Origin of the sequence: Haladaptatus caseinilyticus (assembly GCF_026248685.1) — an archaeon.
In the GTDB taxonomy this organism is placed as follows: domain Archaea; phylum Halobacteriota; class Halobacteria; order Halobacteriales; family Haladaptataceae; genus Haladaptatus; species Haladaptatus caseinilyticus.
This window is the reverse complement of sequence record NZ_CP111036.1, coordinates 2,168,833-2,185,372: the sequence shown is the minus strand read 5'-3', so window position 1 is coordinate 2,185,372 and position 16,540 is coordinate 2,168,833. Positions and strand designations below refer to the sequence as shown.

Genomic DNA, 16,540 nt, shown 5'->3' with positions numbered 1-16,540 from the left:
ACGCGATTTCCCGTCTTAGTCGCCTTTCGGTCCCGTTTCATCGCCTGCTTCTCCTCGGTAGAACACGTCGGGTGCCGGTGGCACCGTTTCGAGATACGCGAGCCCCTGTTGGACAGCAACCAGGATGGCGATGGAGACGACGACGATCACACCGTCTGTCAACTTCGTGAGGAGTCCTAACGCGACGATGAGCGTCGTCGCGCACGCTGGTGGGTGGCGGAGGTCGGTGACGACCATTCCTGCCGTCGTCAGCCCGACCGCGAGAATACCGCTCAACGAGAGTCGGAGCGCCGCCATCGAGAACGGCGGTGAGGGCTGCATGACGGTGAGTCCCGGTGCGACGAGATGATAGGTGAACAATCCGACGACGACACCGATGACGTGTCCACCGACGACTCGTCGCGGTTCGCTCACTCGCTCACCGACCTTGGAGGAGAGGAGGAACGCCGACGGGCCGAGACTGGGGAACAGGAACGGAAGCCCGCTCGCCCACGCGAGCGCGCCGAGAAGAACGAGAAGGATACTCGCGACGAACGCGACGCGCGGCGTTTCCCCTCGTACCTTCGGTTTAGACATCGAATCCATGGGTGTCGATTGCGGAACGTCCTACAAGTGCTTGCTCGTTCGACGCTGGATCGAATCGGACCGCGTCGTTTCCGAACGATTTCTGCCGTCCCTTGCTCTCGTCTCGTTTACCAGTGCCTTCGAACGTTACGAAGTGGACTTTGACTTCCACGTCGTCGTCCACTCGTTTGCTGATTCGAGCGTCCAACTTCCGTGCCAGCTTCGGATAGTTCCGCTCGGACGTTCGAATGACGGTCACGGTGACGGATTTAGATCGCGGAAGCAATACGCCCGCGTTGTACTCCGTCGTGACGTCACCGACTTCGAGCATGGGGTACTCCTCGCTGATGGTGTGATGGACCTCGTCGTTGACCGTTCGGTTGAACTCGACCTGCTGATAAGCGGCCGCGCCGGTCCCGGCGACGAACAGGACGATGACGGCGACGACGATGGCGCGGGCGATTTGGCGCGGTGACAACGACGACGAAAGTGTAACGGGCAGGGACGGACGATAGCCGAGGTACGTCATTACCGCGATGGCCATCAGGTTCACCGCGGCCACGTTCACCGCGAGGAGGACGAATGCACCCGCCGCCTGTACGGGCTTTCCCCAAGCGAGAGCGATGCCGAGCGCGGCCGCCGATGGGGTAATCGCGGCCGCGATGGCAACACCGGCGAGCGCAACCGGCAACGACGTTGCGAGCGCGAACCCACCCGCCGCACCTGCCGCGATTGCGACACCTGCGGACAGAAAACTGGGCGTCATAAAGAGGGTGTACTGCGAGCTCCTGGTCAGTACCATTCCATGTGGAACGAAGCCCATCTCACGAGCGACCACGGCGAACATCGCAGACCCGAGGACAGCGACCGACACGCCGAGGAACTGCGAACGAACCCCGTCGAAGAACATGTCTTCCTCGCCACAGCAGACGCCGGCCGCAACCGAGAGCGCAGTCCCGAAAAACGGGGCGATGACCATCGCCCCGACGATAGCTTCCGGCGAACTCCGCAACAACCCGGCGGCGGCGATGATGGTACTGAAGAACGTCATCGCGTAGTACGTTCGGCTGTTGGGGTTCAGCGCTCGCGCCTTTGTAACCAATTCCGCAGACGGAAGGGTGTCGTCGCTGTTCTCGTCCGTCTCGGCGTAGCGTTCCTCCAGTTCGTCGATATGCTCGGTCGTCGCAGTTTCGGCTTCGGTGATGACAGTGTACGCCTGCTCGTCGATGTTTGCATCCTCCCGGAGTGTGTCGAGTAGGTCGTCCACTGCTTCCGTCGGAATCGGAAAGTGGACGAGCGTGGATTCCTGTCGTTCCCCTGCCTCTTCGATGACGGCGTAGTCGATGTCGTTGTCGTCCAAAATGGAGAGCGTCGCATCCCGACGCTCGTCCCCGACGAGCAGTTCTATTAACCGCACGAGTGAACGGACGGAAAGCGCCGTAAAATGGCTGGTGGCTGAATATGCAGCGCCGTTTATCTGCCAGCAGTTCGTCGGACCGCTGCCAGTGCCTCACGCGAGACGACCGACCACCGCGGTTCGCTGACCCGTTGGGAGAGATAGTAGGCACAGCCGACGAGGATGACGGCGAACACCGCGTCCGTTACCCAGTGAACGCCCAGATACAGCGTCGAAAGGATGATCGCAATCGCAAGGATCCCGGTCGTGTAGGCATAGGCGGTATCGGCTTTCCGAGCATAGAGTGCGGCGAGGACGGAGAGTCCGGTGTGAAGGCTAGGAAACGCCTTTACGAGCGTGTCTGTCGAGTGGATTCCGTGCTGGATTGCAGGGTCGAGTTCGTACATCAGGGGCTCGACGGTCGTCAAGTACAGCGATGACACCTTCACAGGGAAGAGAATGAAGAAGGGAACGGCCAACAGAACGAGGAACACGTACGCCAGTGCGTATCGCTTCGCTTCCTCTTCGTCGTGTGCTTTCAGCTTGAAATAGGTAAACAGCACGATAAACGGGAAACCGACGAGGTACACGGCGGTAAACGCGAGCGTCAGTGGTGTCGAAGCGACTACCTGAAAGGTCGCGACTGTCGCGCCTTCGATCGCGTAGACGAACTCGGTGAAGGTACGGCCCGCGTGGAAGTGCAGTGCGAGAGTGTTCACGATGTTCGTGACGACCCACGCCACGCCGAGGTATTTCCAGTCGGTCTTGTAAAAATCATGGAACAGGGTCCGGATACGAGCATCCGGAAGAAACACCTGTTTACCGATGAGAAGCATCAGAATACTCGGAATCGCTACTATCAGCGTAAACTGAGTTCCGAGTGGAAGGGAATGAAAGTGGAGGGCGGACAGCATTGCTACCAGTTACTCTGACGACACGACATAAAGTAGTTACCTATCGTTTCGAGTCGTTCGACGCCCGTCAGACGCCCTTGCGCGCTGGTTCGCCCGTCGAACGATACCTCGGAGCGTCGTTATTTCCCGACCAGTGGGATGGGCACGCCCGATTACCCTACGAATCATCCGCATCGCTTTTGGCCGTTTTTCCTCCGGATGGCCGCTGGTTTCGAGCAGGTCGGCGAACGTCTCGTAAAAGCCCTCGATTTCCGGCTCGGTCGCACGCTCCCGCTCGATATCCGGCAGTTGTCGCTCATCGACGGTCAAATCGCGGAGTTCGTAAAGCGTGATGGTAGCGGCCTGTCCGAGGTTAAGCGCGGGATATTCCGCACTCGCCGGAATCGAACAGATTTCGTCCACGCGCGCGAGTTCTTCGTTCGTCAGGCCGTTCGCCTCACGTCCGAAGATGAGAACCGTTTCCGTCTCGACTTCGGCGAGACGTTCGGCCAGTTCGCGCGGCGTTTTGAACGGAAATCGGACGTGGCGACTGGCATCCTCGTTCGTCGTCGCCGTCATCCCGACGGTGTGGTAGTTCGCAACCAACTCGTCGAACGTCACTTCGTCGTGGTTCGGTAGGACGTCGTTTCGAGCCTGCGCGGCGAATCCATAGGCGTCGCCATCACGCTCGATTTCGGGCGGGTCTACCAGTTTGAGGTCGTCCATGCCGAAGTTTTTCATCGCACGAGCGATGGTTCCGATGTTGCCGGGTGTCTTCGGTTCGACGACGGCGACTGCGGGTTTCATTTGGGATACTCTTGGGAGATGTCTACGTCTCGAAGGTCGATTTTCTCCTTTTCGTCCTCGGGAAGTTCGACGTTCATCGCTTCGAGGTCGGGTTCCGGGGGTTCCGGCAGGTCATCAGGGTCGGTATCGATGTGCTCCATCGAACCGTATCCGTCCGGTGCGCGTCCGCCGTCGGCGAACCATTCGTGGAACTCGTCTTGGAGTTCGTCCTCGCCACGGAACTGCTCGCCGTCCCGTTCGAAATACCAGTAGAGAAAGTCCGTCTCGTGTTCGGAACAGACCGCGACCTCCGAGAGCGGTTCGCCGTACACCACTTCGGTAACGTTACAGTTCGGCAGATTTTCGTCGCCGTGGATCAGCCAACAGGCATCACAGGGCGAACCGACGAGGGCCGACAACCGACCGAGTCGTCGCTGTGTGTCGTCGGATATCTCGTCCATCGGTCGGTAGTTTCCGTCCTCGGTGAACACCTCTTCCTCGTCGAATCGCCAGCCGCGGAGCCCGATACTCACTTTACCCATTACACGTCCGTAGCGACTGGAAGGACAAAAAGAGCGTGTCTGCGATGTGGCCGATAAAAACCGGTTCACGGCTATCGGTTCCGGTGGTGGCCAACACCGATCGGTGCGGTAACGTTACATTTCCAACAACAACGGTCGCACGAGGAATACACCCCCGATTTCATGGGTCGAAATCATCCAAATTTTTATCTTCACCGAATCCCATCAGTTATTTAACAATGGGTTCCGAAGGGATTTCATTCCGTGGCGGGGATTCTTCGCCCGAATTTCACACTGTTCTCTCCGAGTTCAAACGGCACGGGTGTAATATTCTCGTTACTGGAAGGGTCTCTGAGACCACCACGAATCGGACGACCATACAGCTTCTCGGAGCCTCCACCGAGGAGCGAAAACGCGTATTGGTTCTGACGGGAACGACTGCCAGATATGTGAACTCGAAACTCCCTGCCGGCACGACCATCGACGACCCGGACGTCTGGGTCATCGATTGGGGAAACGACGAACGCGCGATTACGGAGTCAGTTCCGATGCCGACCGTCCCACGACCGGTTTCGGATGACGGGCTCCGCGAACTCCGCTCGGAGATCACCTCCGCCGTCAGCTTCTACGACGAGTGGGCAGATGGTCTCGGCGCATCGGAGCTCCGATTCTCGCTGGATTCACTCATCAAACCCCTCGAACAGCACGAGCAACCGACCGTCGAACGATTTCTTCGAACGGTTACGGCGCTGATTCGAGGCGTATCAGGGATGGCACACTATCATCTACCGTTGCCCGATGATACCGAAATAGTACAGGAACTATCGCCGCTATTCGACGCCCGTGTCGAGCTTCGACAGACCGAAAGCCTCGTCCCAGAGCAACGGTGGCACGTTCCGAAGTACGACCAAACGACGAACTGGGTGCAGCTATGACTGACACATCGTTCTCGTTCGATTTCGATGATTCACCTCGGCCGGCGTTCGAGACGCTCTCAGATCCGTCGGGAGTGTTGGTTTACGACTCGATCCAAAACGTTCGATTCGAACTGTACACGGAAACTGACGTCACGCTTGACCTGGTGGATGTCGATGAAGTTCCGTTTCCGGTATCCGCAGCGACGACGTTTTCCGCGACGACGATCACCATTCCGAAGCTCCTCTCCGTCTACGCACGAAACTGCGATTTCGAGCTCATATTCAGCTGGTCCGACAATGTCGGTCGCCAACTATCGGCGGACAACGTCCCATACTTACAACTGGAACACGGAGCTATCAACCTATACTTGGGCGTCAACGGTCCCGTTGCGGTCTCTTCCGATGGCCCGAATACCGTCATCGAACTGGAATCGGAAACCACGGTCACGCTTGGCGCACGGTCCGTTCATAAGCGACCCGCGGGAACGATTACGGTACCGGACGACATCGATGCGACGATGCGTGCCGTTTCGTTGCTCGGATCGGCGCTGAAAACGACCAGTCCGGAACGGTCGTTTCCCACGCTCCGCGGCCACCCACCGATTATCGAACGTGGCGATGCGTTCTCGGTCACCGGTGGTATTTCATCGCCGAATATGGGCGTCAAACTCGTCCTTCCACCGAGCCGTGAATACGTGTATCCCGCCACATCCCTCGCCTACTATCTCGGAGCGGACGTCGTCTCAGGAACCAGCCCTCGTCTGGTTACGGACGGTATCGAACATCCTCTCGACGAGCCAGCGGACTACGAAACGACCGTCGGGAAGGTTCTCCAACACGTGTTTTTCCTCGATTGTCTCACGCGAACGGAGGGGCTATACGACACGAAGCTCCACGAACGACAACAGGTCGAACGGTCCCTCGACATCGATTTCGCCGGACTATACGACACACCGCTCGCGGAGCGGCTACGTGAATACCTTACGTACCCCTTCGAAACGCTTCAACCGCATATTCCCGAGTGGCCACTCACGACCGATGTGATTCCCACGCCCGAAAACGTCGAATTTCTCCCGTTCGTCGCGGACGACCTTTCACTCGTTCGCTGTCCGGAATCCCCGAGAAAAAGACCCCCCCAGTCGTCGCCAGCCGTAATCGGCAACTTCTGCCGAAGTTCCGCAACGGAACCCAACGGAGCCGTTGAAAAACAGCGAATCGTCGAACCGAAGCCCGTCGAAACCATCGATCATGCGTGGGTCGGCGACGGGTATCCACTCGGGAGCAACAAGGTCACGATCGGTTCTCGACGACGGCATATCGACCGAACGACGCCCGAGAATTCGGAGATTCAGGTTCGCGTCGTTTGTAACGACGAGAAAATGGCTGCCGAAGGGACGGTCAAAGAACTGTATGGCTTCCGTAAACTGGTGGAGTACGATGTGGATATCAAATACGACCGCACGACGGACGAACTCCGAGATTTGATAGCGAGTCCGATCGATTTCCTCCATTATATCGGGCATGTGGACCACGATGGAATCCAATGCACGGATGGTATTCTGGATACACGTACCATCGAGGACGTCGGGGTCAGAACGTTCCTGCTCAATGCGTGTCGGTCGTACAAGCAAGGAGCCGAACTGATAGAGAAAGGGAGTCGCGTCGGTGTCGTGACGCTCTCCGACGTATCTAACCCCGCCGCAACGAAAGTCGGTCGGACCCTCACCCGCCTGCTCAACGTTGGATACCCGTTCCGTTCTGCGCTTGCGATCGCTCGAAAACGAACCCTTTCCGGCTACCAATATATCACGATCGGCGACGGTGGAACGGAGCTCTGCCAATCGATCTCCGGGATGTGCAGCTACGGTACCGTTACGCGATCGACTACGGGGTCGTATCTGTTCGAATTTCGTTCATACTCCACCCGGTACTGTCCTCCAGGGACACTCGGGTCCATCCACCTCGATGCCGCAGATTGCAAATATCTGACTCCAGGGGTGTTCGACACGTTCGAACTGACGGCCGACGAACTCGACCGATTCTTTGAACTAGAGTCGATGCCCGTAGAGTACGACGGCGACCTCTACTGGAGCGACGATATCAGCGCTCGTGACCTCGACTGAAAGGGCCGATTTTTATTCTTCCACTTCCCTCATTCGAGTATGCAGAATGTCTCCGCAGGAGGGTTGGGTATCGGACCGGCGCATCCGCCTCGTATCATGGGCGTGTTGAACGTCAGCGAGGAGTCGCCCTACGACCCGAGTGTCTACGACGACCCGGACGCCGCCGCAGAGTACGTCGATTCGAAACTCATCGAGGAGGGTGCGGATATCATCGACGTCGGCCTCGAATCGGCGAACAAACGGTTCGAAGTGCTCAGCGCCGAAGCGGAACTCGACCGTTTGGACGTCGCACTCGATACGATCGAACGAGCGGGCGACGCGGTGTTCTCCATCGAAACGCGGTACGCCGAAGTCGCCGATGAAGCGCTCTCGCGTGGGTTCGACATGGTAAACGACATCTGTGGTTTCGCCGACCCGGAGATGGCGTCGGTCTGTGAGCGCCACGATGCGGCCGTCGTGAAGATGGCGAGCCCTCCTGATTTGCAACGCCCGGGTGCGATAGAGCGCGTGGACGATATTTACGACGCACTGGCACGCGAACCGCTCACCGACAAGACGATTCTCGACCCGGCATTCGGCGGTTGGAGCGAAGCGAAGACGCTGGCAGACGACCGGGAAACGTTCGACCGACTCGCGGAGTTTCAGGCGCTCGAGCGCCCCATCCTCGTCTCCATCAATCGGAAGAACTTCCTCGGGGAAGTCGTCGGCAGGGATACCGACGACCGCCTACCAGCGAGTCTCGCGGCAACGGCGTTGGCGGTCGAACGCGGTGCAAACGTGATTCGAACGCACGACGTGGCGGAGACGCTCGATGCCGCGCTGATCGGAGACGAATTCGGCTGCAAGAGCGAGTAAAATCACATGAACTTCGTCGATTGGGAACCGGTGTACTCCGAGATCTGCAGGGATTTCGGGTTCTCACGGGCGCGCGACGAGCACGCCCGTGACGTGCTTGCCGATCTTGCGGAACCGTTCGACAGCGCACGGTTCGATGGACTTTCGGGAGCGACGGTGGCAGTCGCCGGTGCCGGACCGTCGCTCGAAGCCGAGCTCGACAAGGCAAGAGCCGCGAATGTGGTGCTGGCAGCATCGACTGCGACGGACGTGCTCCTTACCGCTGGAATCGGCGTGGACTGCATGGTTACCGACCTCGATAAGAACCCGGGGACAGCCCGTAAACTGACCGAACGGGGGATACCAGTTGTGGCACACGCCCACGGGGACAACATCCCTGCCATCCGTACTCTGGTCCCGACGTTCGACACGAACTACGTGTTGGCCACGACGCAGGCAGAACCACACGGCCCGGTCGAAAACTTCGGCGGGTTCACGGATGGGGACCGAGCCGCGTTCCTCGCCGATCATTTCGGGGCCGACGAACTCGTCTTCCTCGGATGGGATTTCGACGACCCGGCCGTGGACGAGATGAAGCGTCGAAAACTCGTTTGGGCGGAACGACTGCTGTACTGGCTCGAACAGCGACGTGATGAACGGTTTTCGGTGCTGGATGGTCGGCGCGTGGAAATCGAAGCGGGATGGATACCGGGTTAGCGCCACCGACGACCGGATGCTGTGAACCCCCACGTATTTTCGATTCGAAAACGAAGCGGTTCGAACAGATTTATTCCACAGTGCGTCGTGTGGTATCGCATGACATATGACTGTTCGTTTCTCCACGACTGTTCACTCGATGCGGACCAAATCTCGTTCGGCGATTCCCATCGGACGGAACGGTCCGGCGACTGGGGGACACCGGAGCACGAGTACGTCCGCCCGGACGCAGTTATCTGGCCCGAATCGACTGCGGATGTAGCAACGGCGTTGCGGAGTGCGGACGAGCAAGGAGTTCCGGTGACGCCCTACGCCGCGGGGACGAGCCTCGAAGGGAACGCGACACCGTCGCGCGGCGGAATCAGCCTCGATATGACGCGGATGGTCGACGTACTCGACGTCCGCCCCGACGACCTCCAGATCGATGTCGAACCCGGTGTTTTTGGAACGACCGTGGACGAAACGGTGGCGAAGCACGGGTTGTTTTTTCCGCCACTGCCGTCGTCGGGCGACATCTCCACGATCGGTGGGATGATAGCGAACGACGCCAGCGGGATGAAGACCGTCCGATACGGCGAGGTAAGCGATTGGGTACTGGAACTCGAAGCAGTGCTGGCCGACGGATCGGTTATCACGGCGGGGAGCAAGGCGGTAAAAACGTCCAGCGGGTACAATCTGAAAGACCTCATCGTCGGGAGTGAGGGGACGCTGGCAGTCGTTACGCGAGCGACGCTCGAACTCGCTGGACTACCGGAACAGGTTCGCGGTGGTCGTGCTATCTTCGAAACCCTCTCGGATGCGGTGGAGGCGGTATCCGACGCCGTTCGTTCCGGGGTGGACGTCGCGAAAATAGAACTCGTCGATGGGACGAGCGCGGCGATGGCGAACGCCTACACTGGATCGTCACTTCCGGACGCCCCGATGGTGTTCGTGGAGTTCCACGCGAACCACGGCATCGAAGCGGAAATCGACTTCTGTCGCTCGGTGTTCGAGGCACACGACATCACGCGATTCGAAATCGCTGCGGGTGACGAGATGGACGACCTGTGGCAGGCCCGTCGGGAACTCGCGTTCGCCGTACAAGCATTCGATACGGACCTTTCGCCCCTCCATTCCGGCGACGTGACGGTACCCATCAGCCGCTATCCGGAGATGGTTCGTCTCGTTCACCGGTTGGGGGACGAACACGACCTGCTGATTCCCTGTTTCGGTCACGCCGGGGACGGCAACCTCCATTATTCCGTGTTGGTGAACGAATCGGACGACGACCAGGTCGAACGCGCTCGACGGGTGCAGACGGAAATCGTCGAAAACGCGATCGCGGTCGGCGGTACCTGCACGGGTGAACACGGAATCGGCCGCGGAAAACGCGAGTATCTCGAACGTGAACACGGCGAACAAAGCGTGGAAGCGATGCGCCGGATAAAACGAGCACTCGACCCGAACGATACGCTGAATCCCGGGAAACTGTTTCCGGAGACGATGGGTGGCGGGCGGATTCGAAACTGAACCCCGACTCGTCGGCGTCTACGTCTCGATGTCGGCACCACACGCCGGACAGATCGTCTCCGCGCTTCCGTCGTTTTTCGACCCAGTCCAACCGCATTCCGGACACAGAAGGAGGTTCGACATGTGCGCCCTGACGTTCAACGTCCAGCCAGTTAACGCTGGTTCCGCGACAAATCGACTGCCATCGAGTTCGACCACTTCGATCGAGCGTTGCGAACCGGTCGACCACCGGGACTTTACGGTCACGACTCGTAGCGGAATGAATGGATCCGAACGAAGTCCGAAACCGATGGGCAGAGCGGTCGGGGGAGTACTCGCCGGACTACTACGCCTACTACGGACCGAACGAGACGAGCGAATCGATATGCGCTCGCCTCGACTCCCGTTTCGGTTCGAACACGGCCATCTTGGAACTCGGATGTAGTTCGGGCAGACATCTCTCCCACCTTCTCGACAACGGCTACGAAAACCTCCACGGCATCGAAATCAACGGCGAGGCGTTCGACGTGATGGCCGAAACCTATCCGGACCTCGCCGAACGGGGGACGTTCTACCACGACGCGATAGAGAACGTCGTCGGCGATTTCGATGATGGGCAGTTCGACGTCGTGTTCTCGGTCGAAACGCTCCAACATCTCCATCCCGACGACGAGCGGGTGTTCGCGGAAATCGCCCGGATTACGGACGACCTGCTCATCACGGTGGAAAACGAAGGCGAAGACGACGAGTCGGACGAAATCGACGTGAGCTACGTCAACGACGAGTTTCCGCTCTACTACCGAAACTGGTGCGATGTGTTCACCGAGTTCGGCTTCGACGAAGCCGAGTCCGAGGAGTTGGAACGCGATACGCTTCGGGTGTTTCGGGGCGACGAAAAACGGTCGGCGCGTTCTCCCCGCTGAGTTTCAGTCGTGAACGAGTACATCCACGACGCTTGGCCCGTCCTCCGCGAGTGCGGTTTCGAGCGCGTCTCCGATATCGTCGGCTGATTCGACGAGATAGCCACTTGCACCGTGACTTTCGGCGTTTTTCGGGATATCGACCGGAGGGTCGAAATCCATGCCGACGAACTCGTGATCCTCGTCCTCGCCACCGAACAGTTTGATGGTGTTGTCCTTTAGTATGCGATAGTCACGGTTGTCGGAGACGACGACGGTCAAATCCACGTCGTACCGGGCCGCGGAGTAGAGCGAGTGTGGATAGTAAAGGTACGACCCGTCGCCGATGAAGCCGATAACCTGTCGAGGGTCGTCTTTCTCGGCCTCGGCCATTCCGGCGCCGACCGCGGCGGGTAGGCCGTAGCCCAGCCCGCCGCCCTTGTTCGAGATGTAGCCTTCGCGTTCGAAGGGCCAGCGCGTGAGCATGGCGTACTTCGCGGTAACGCCCTCGTCCACGATGTAGGGATCCGGAACGGTGGCTCGCAGGGAGTCTACGAGTTCGGCTTTCGAGGCGCGAGCATCGTCGCGCCTCGATCCGTCTTCCGCGTCTTCGCCACCTTCGGCCAGTTTTTGCTGTACGAGGGTTTTGAACTGCTCGACGCGCTCCAATCGGCCGTCCAGCTCGTCGGCGGCGAGTTCGACCTGTTCCGCGATTTCGTCCATGACGAGCCCGAGATCGCCCGTTATCGCAACGTCTGCGGGCGTGTTCTTCCCGACCTGCCACGGATCATCGTTCAGGTCGAGGATGGTCGCGTGGTCGGGAACGAGGTCGCGTTCGTGGCGGGTAAGCGTCGTGTTCGTCGAACACCCGGCGAAAACGACCGTATCGCTGTTCATCACTGCCGACGCGAGGTCTTCGTCCGGCGGAATGTGTGAGACCCATTGGTCGTGTGTCCCCGGGAACGAGACCTCGCAGGTGAGAATTTCAGCGTGGACGCGCGCCCCGGTTGCCTCCGCGAGTCGAACCGCCGCGTCGATCGGGTTGGTGTCCGAATACGCACCGTGTCGAGGGATGTGGTCGCCGACGACGAGCACCGGGTCATCCGCGTCGGTGAGCACCGTGGCGGCCTCAGCGACCGCCGTGGGGTCGCCAGCACCGGCGTTCTGAATCCGACCGATTCGCTCGGGTTCGACATCCGTTTCGGCCATCATCACGTCCAGCGGGAGGGAGAGAAACACCGGGCCGGTCGGCGGCGTCTGGGCCACGCGAAACGCCCGCCTGAGCATCGCCGGGAGCGTCGAAACGTCGGTGACTTCCGCGCTCCACTTGGTGAACTGGTCGGTCATGGCGAGCAGGTCTCCCGAGAGAATCGGTTCCTCGTGGCGGAAATCGAGGCTGTGCGCTCCTGCCGTCACGACGACCGGTGCCCCCGTTACCGACGCGCCGTAGAGGTTCCCGAGACCGTGAGCGACACCCGGTGCGACGTGGAGGTTGACGACGCCGACGGGACATCCCCCTTTCCGGGCATCGTACTGCCTGGTACTGGCGTAACCAGCGGCCATCCCGACCGCGATGTCTTCGTGCGGTGCGAGGACGTACTCCAACTCGCTGTCGCCCAATGCGCGCATGACGGGAAGTTCCGTCGTCCCGGGGTTGCCGAAGACGTATCGAACGCCGTAGGACTCGAGGGTCTCGGTGAACACATCGGCCCCCGTGCGGATAGCTGCCATACCGACGACTAAACGCGAGACGATAAACCGTTTCCGGGCGTGTTTGTCATCATATTTGATGCGTGTGTCTTTGTGAATTGGTATCCCGGTTCCGAGAATTTTGAAGTACGATAAGCTATTATCCGTATTCCACAACCACGAAGGAGTGTTCCACGAAATCGCATGAATCTGTCACGTTATCGGAATTCGGTCCTATTCGTTCTCCTGTCGTTCATCTGGGGATCATCGTTCGTCGCCATCGAAACCGGGCTTCGAAGCTTTCCCCCCGTGCTGTTCGCGGCACTTCGATACGACGTTGCCAGCGTGGTGATGCTAGCCGTCGTTGGTGAACTCGCTGCCCGGAAAGACGATTACCGATGGCGACCAGCGTCGCGTCCCGAATGGCTCCTCGTCGGCATCGGCGGTGTGTTCATCTTCGGCCTCTATCTCGCGCTTATCTTCACCGGACAACAGTACGTCACGAGCGGCGTCGCCGCCGTCGTCCTGAGCTTGAAACCAGTCGTCACACCGCTGTTCGCGGTTACGCTGTTGCCGAACGAACGATTCGGCCCCCTTCAAATCGGGGGCGTACTGATCGCGTTGGTCGGCGTCATCGTCGTCGCAAACCCGACCTCTCTCGGCGGCGGAACCGTCGGCGTCGGGTTGCTGTTCGTCGCCGCACTGGTCTTCGCCATCGCATCGGTGCTGACCCAAAAGATCCGAACGACGCTCCCGACGATAACACAACAAACGTGGATGATGGTCGTCGGCGCTCTCTTCCTCCACGTGACGAGCGCCGCGATCCGCGGCGTTCCGAGCGTGTCGCCATCACCGTCCGCGCTCGCTTCGCTCGCATATCTCGCCCTCGTCGCAAGCATCGCAGGCTACTTCGTCTACTTCGACCTGTTGGAACGAATCGGTGCGAGCGAGGCAAATCTCGTGAACTACGTCGTTCCGGTCGTCGCCACCCTGTTCGGCTGGCTGCTACTCGGCGAACCGATCACCGAGAGCACGATACTCGGCTTCCTCGTCATCGTCGCCGGGTTCGTCCTGCTGAAGTGGGCGACGCTGAAACGCGGCGTCGTCGCTGCCCGTCGGCCATCGCGCACGCTTCCGGGTGGGTCGTCCCCGGAAACGGTAGTCGTCTCGGGCAACGTCTATTATCGGCACTGAACCTGCTGCTTTCGCCGTCCACGTCATCTACCACGAGTTGGCTTTTAGTACCGGCTCGATCGAACCACCCGAACCGGGGACGGTTCACGACGAGAGTGGTCAAACTCGTGATGATTTTAGGAACGATTTCCCCACCCCAACGTACAAGTCGGACAGCGTCGTCACGGATTGCATGACCATCTGTCCGTTTCGTCCGTCGGCTGTCACCGACCGGGGGTCGTCGTAATGTCGATTGCAGGGTGGCGACGCCGGGAGGATTTGGAGGGGGGGAAACAGATTCGAATCTGGCTCACCGACGACGGCAGCGAGGAACTGTACGTCGAGAACCTGACCTACCGTAACGAAGGGTACGCGGTATACTCCTACGACGTGGCGTCCGACGAGTGGGAAACCGTCGCGGAAACCGATTCGAGGGCGGACGCCGTCGAGAAGGCGACGGATTGGGCGGAGAGCTAACCGCTACAGAACCGCCTGCAGTTCCGCACCCGGTTCGAGGTCGGCGAGTTCGCGGTCCACGTCGAGATCCGATAGCGCGCCCCCGACACCCGATTGTTGCAGGGATTTTGCGTGACTCAGATACGAGAGCCGGAGCAGCCAGAGCGCATCGTCCACGTCATCTGACGCCTCGATTCGAAACGTCGTCCACCCCGACTCCGGATAGATATGATGCGGCCCGGTTTTTCCTTCGCTTACCAACTGGTCGCGCACCCGCCGTGGGAACGCGATATCGAGAATCCCCCACTGATGGACGTGACCGACTTCCCGCGGGCCGAGACGGAACTCGGTGCCGCCGAATCGGTGCTCCCCCGCCTCGATACCATCCCAGTTCGACGCTTCCGCGACGATTCGATCGACTGCCTCGGTCATCAGTCCACTTTCTGCCCCCAAAACCCGTCGTGTTTTTTCACGTCCACATCACCGAGGACACGGGTCTGACACGCGAGTCGAAGCACGGATTCGAGATCGTGCGGCGGTTTCGAGAGACGGTTTTTCTCTATCGTCCGCATCTCGCTCACATCCCCGTCCAGTTCGACGGCGCACGTTCCACAGACCGCGTTGCCGCGGCAGTTCAGATATGCTGCAGTGCCGTTATGCGGCGTCTCGCCCGCGTCGAGGAGCACGTTCCGGAGCACTGCACCTTCGTCACAATCTATTTCCCTTCCACGAAATCGGACGGTTGGCATACCATGCTAGATGCCCCCGATCGACTTCGATCTTTCCGCACCGACGCAAAACAGCGGTCGAAGCTCGGTGCGAAATCAGAGGAGGGAAGTCCCGCTCGAAAACCACCCCTTGGCAGTCGTCACCGTGGCAGTAGCCGTGTCCGAGCGGGTACGAAGGGGAATGTCCCGTTCACTCCCAACTCTCGATACGGACGTAGAAAAAATGATTTCAGGGTCCAACTCGTCAGGGAGACAACGCAGCCATCGTCTCGCGGGCGTCCTCGACGGTTGCGCCACGGGGAAAACCAACCGCGACCGCATCGACGCCGTCGATGTCCGCGAACTTCTGGAACTCCTCGCGAGCGCGTTCCGGCGTCCCTGCCGCACAGAGGTCATCCAACAGCTCGTCACCGACGAGTTCCGTCGCTCGTTCCTTGTCCCCACTCCCCCACGCCGACGAGATGTCGTTGGCGAGTTCCTCGTAGCCCTGTCGTGCAAGCGAATCGCGGTAGTAGGTGCCCATCCCGCCGATATAGAACGCCGAGTGCTGGCGAGCGAGTTTCCGGGCACGTTCGCCGTCTTCCAACGCACAGCAGGTCAGCGAAAGTGTAACTCGAACGTCGTCCGAATCGCGATTACCGAGTTCGACCCCGCGACGCAAGTCTTCGAGTCGGTCGCGCATTCCGTCCGGCGTAAAGACGGTCGCATGCCAGCCATCCGCGAACCGACCGGCTAACTCCACGGATTTCGGCCCCATCCCGGCAGCGTCGATCGGTGGCGGGGTTTCAGGCGGGTCACAGCGGAGGCGAAATCCCGCCAACGTGAAGCAGTCGCCGTCGTAATTTACGGTCTCACCCGCCAGTACCTTCCGAACAATATCGATCGTTTCGCGGGTTCGTCGAAGCGGGCGGGCGAACTCCGCACCGTGCCAGCCCTGAATGACGACCGGTCCACTCGGTCCCAGACCGATGCGCATGCGACCGTCCGAAACTTCCTGTAACGTGGCCGCGGTCTGGCCGATGAGCGAAGGAGTTCGCGAATAGACGTTCAGAATCGACGGTCCGAGTCCGATCGTCTCGGTTCCGATAGCCATCGCGGTCAGGCTGGTCACCGCGTCCCGGCCCCACGTTTCGGGAAGCCACGCTCGTTCGTATCCCAACGTTTCGGCCTGTTGGGTCATGTCAACGAGCGTTTCGACGCTCGGCTGTGCCGCGACTGGGAGGTGAACCGTTCGCTCTGCGGGCATAGTGTGTCTGCTGATCGTGTATGTGGGAACCTATCAGTGTCGGTGTCTGTACGCACGTCGCTCGCCGTCGATTATCGTTCGTGTTTCATCGCCCTATCGCGATCGGCTTG

General features: G+C 59.8%; 17 protein-coding genes and 1 pseudogene. 8 read left to right on the top strand and 10 right to left on the bottom strand.

The window, feature by feature from the left end:
* Positions 1–15: 15 nt before the first annotated feature.
* The 5 genes from OOF89_RS11725 to OOF89_RS11705 form a co-directional block, all read right to left on the bottom strand.
* On the bottom strand, positions 16–576 hold the full coding sequence (locus OOF89_RS11725; RefSeq protein WP_407661615.1) for an HPP family protein: 561 nt from the start codon (positions 574–576) through the stop codon (positions 16–18).
* Complete coding sequence (locus OOF89_RS11720; protein WP_266076328.1) at positions 569–1,981, bottom strand: TIGR00341 family protein; 1,413 nt, start codon at positions 1,979–1,981, stop codon at positions 569–571. The genes OOF89_RS11725 and OOF89_RS11720 overlap by 8 nt, the downstream gene beginning before the upstream one ends.
* Positions 1,982–2,037: 56 nt before the next feature.
* Positions 2,038–2,796: a phosphatase PAP2 family protein gene (locus OOF89_RS11715; protein ID WP_266076326.1), complete on the bottom strand. Its 759-nt coding sequence runs from the start codon at positions 2,794–2,796 to the stop codon at positions 2,038–2,040.
* A 114-nt stretch (positions 2,797–2,910) separates the two neighbouring features.
* A complete protein-coding gene (locus OOF89_RS11710; RefSeq protein ID WP_266076324.1) occupies positions 2,911–3,660 on the bottom strand; it encodes an RNA methyltransferase in 750 nt (249 codons plus the stop codon).
* Positions 3,657–4,181, bottom strand: coding sequence for a hypothetical protein (locus OOF89_RS11705; protein WP_266076322.1), 525 nt, complete (start codon positions 4,179–4,181; stop codon positions 3,657–3,659). The genes OOF89_RS11710 and OOF89_RS11705 overlap by 4 nt, the downstream gene beginning before the upstream one ends.
* A gap of 218 nt (positions 4,182–4,399) precedes the next feature.
* Between OOF89_RS11705 and OOF89_RS11700 the strand changes: the two genes are divergently transcribed.
* The 5 genes and pseudogenes from OOF89_RS11700 (at position 4,400) to OOF89_RS11680 (ending at position 10,260) form a co-directional block, all read left to right on the top strand.
* Positions 4,400–5,095, top strand: a complete 696-nt coding sequence (locus OOF89_RS11700; protein ID WP_266076320.1) for a DUF7504 family protein — start codon at positions 4,400–4,402, stop codon at positions 5,093–5,095.
* Entirely contained in the window at positions 5,092–7,200 is a 2,109-nt protein-coding gene (locus OOF89_RS11695) for a hypothetical protein (RefSeq protein ID WP_266076318.1), read from the top strand. Before OOF89_RS11700 ends, OOF89_RS11695 begins: the two co-directional genes overlap by 4 nt.
* Positions 7,201–7,239: 39 nt before the next feature.
* Positions 7,240–8,037 (top strand): annotated as a pseudogene (folP, locus tag OOF89_RS11690) (dihydropteroate synthase); the annotation flags it as partial.
* Positions 8,038–8,061: 24 nt separating this feature from the next.
* The gene (locus tag OOF89_RS11685) at positions 8,062–8,751 is read left to right on the top strand and encodes a 6-hydroxymethylpterin diphosphokinase MptE-like protein (protein ID WP_266076313.1); all 690 of its coding nucleotides are present in this window, start codon (positions 8,062–8,064) and stop codon (positions 8,749–8,751) included.
* Between the two features lie 99 nt (positions 8,752–8,850).
* Positions 8,851–10,260 carry an FAD-binding oxidoreductase gene (locus tag OOF89_RS11680; RefSeq protein ID WP_266076311.1) on the top strand — a complete coding sequence of 470 codons (1,410 nt, stop codon included), beginning with the start codon at positions 8,851–8,853 and terminating at the stop codon, positions 10,258–10,260.
* 18 nt (positions 10,261–10,278) lie between these two features.
* Here OOF89_RS11680 and OOF89_RS11675 read toward each other — a convergent pair whose 3' ends face one another.
* Positions 10,279–10,506 (bottom strand): hypothetical protein, encoded by a 228-nt coding sequence (locus OOF89_RS11675; protein ID WP_266076309.1) that lies wholly within the window; start codon positions 10,504–10,506, stop codon positions 10,279–10,281.
* A 17-nt stretch (positions 10,507–10,523) separates the two neighbouring features.
* On the opposite strand from OOF89_RS11675, the gene OOF89_RS11670 reads away from it, so the two are divergent.
* Entirely contained in the window at positions 10,524–11,162 is a 639-nt protein-coding gene (locus OOF89_RS11670) for a class I SAM-dependent methyltransferase (RefSeq protein WP_266076307.1), read from the top strand.
* Positions 11,163–11,165: 3 nt separating this feature from the next.
* On the opposite strand, the gene OOF89_RS11665 is transcribed toward OOF89_RS11670, so the two are convergent.
* Entirely contained in the window at positions 11,166–12,869 is a 1,704-nt protein-coding gene (locus tag OOF89_RS11665) for a thiamine pyrophosphate-binding protein (protein ID WP_266076305.1), read from the bottom strand.
* A gap of 162 nt (positions 12,870–13,031) precedes the next feature.
* Between OOF89_RS11665 and OOF89_RS11660 the strand changes: the two genes are divergently transcribed.
* Together OOF89_RS11660 and OOF89_RS11655 are read left to right on the top strand one after the other, a co-directional pair.
* Positions 13,032–14,021, top strand: a complete 990-nt coding sequence (locus OOF89_RS11660) for a DMT family transporter (RefSeq protein ID WP_266076303.1) — start codon at positions 13,032–13,034, stop codon at positions 14,019–14,021.
* 225 nt (positions 14,022–14,246) lie between these two features.
* Positions 14,247–14,477, top strand: coding sequence for a hypothetical protein (locus tag OOF89_RS11655; protein WP_266076301.1), 231 nt, complete (start codon positions 14,247–14,249; stop codon positions 14,475–14,477).
* 3 nt (positions 14,478–14,480) lie between these two features.
* On the opposite strand, the gene OOF89_RS11650 is transcribed toward OOF89_RS11655, so the two are convergent.
* The 3 genes from OOF89_RS11650 to OOF89_RS11640 form a co-directional block, all read right to left on the bottom strand.
* Positions 14,481–14,888, bottom strand: coding sequence for a luciferase domain-containing protein (locus tag OOF89_RS11650; RefSeq protein ID WP_266076299.1), 408 nt, complete (start codon positions 14,886–14,888; stop codon positions 14,481–14,483).
* Complete coding sequence (locus tag OOF89_RS11645) at positions 14,888–15,205, bottom strand: 2Fe-2S iron-sulfur cluster-binding protein (RefSeq protein ID WP_266076298.1); 318 nt, start codon at positions 15,203–15,205, stop codon at positions 14,888–14,890. Before OOF89_RS11645 ends, OOF89_RS11650 begins: the two co-directional genes overlap by 1 nt.
* Before the next feature lie 223 nt (positions 15,206–15,428).
* Entirely contained in the window at positions 15,429–16,430 is a 1,002-nt protein-coding gene (locus tag OOF89_RS11640) for a TIGR04024 family LLM class F420-dependent oxidoreductase (protein ID WP_266076296.1), read from the bottom strand.
* Between the last annotated feature and the right edge of the window lie 110 nt (positions 16,431–16,540).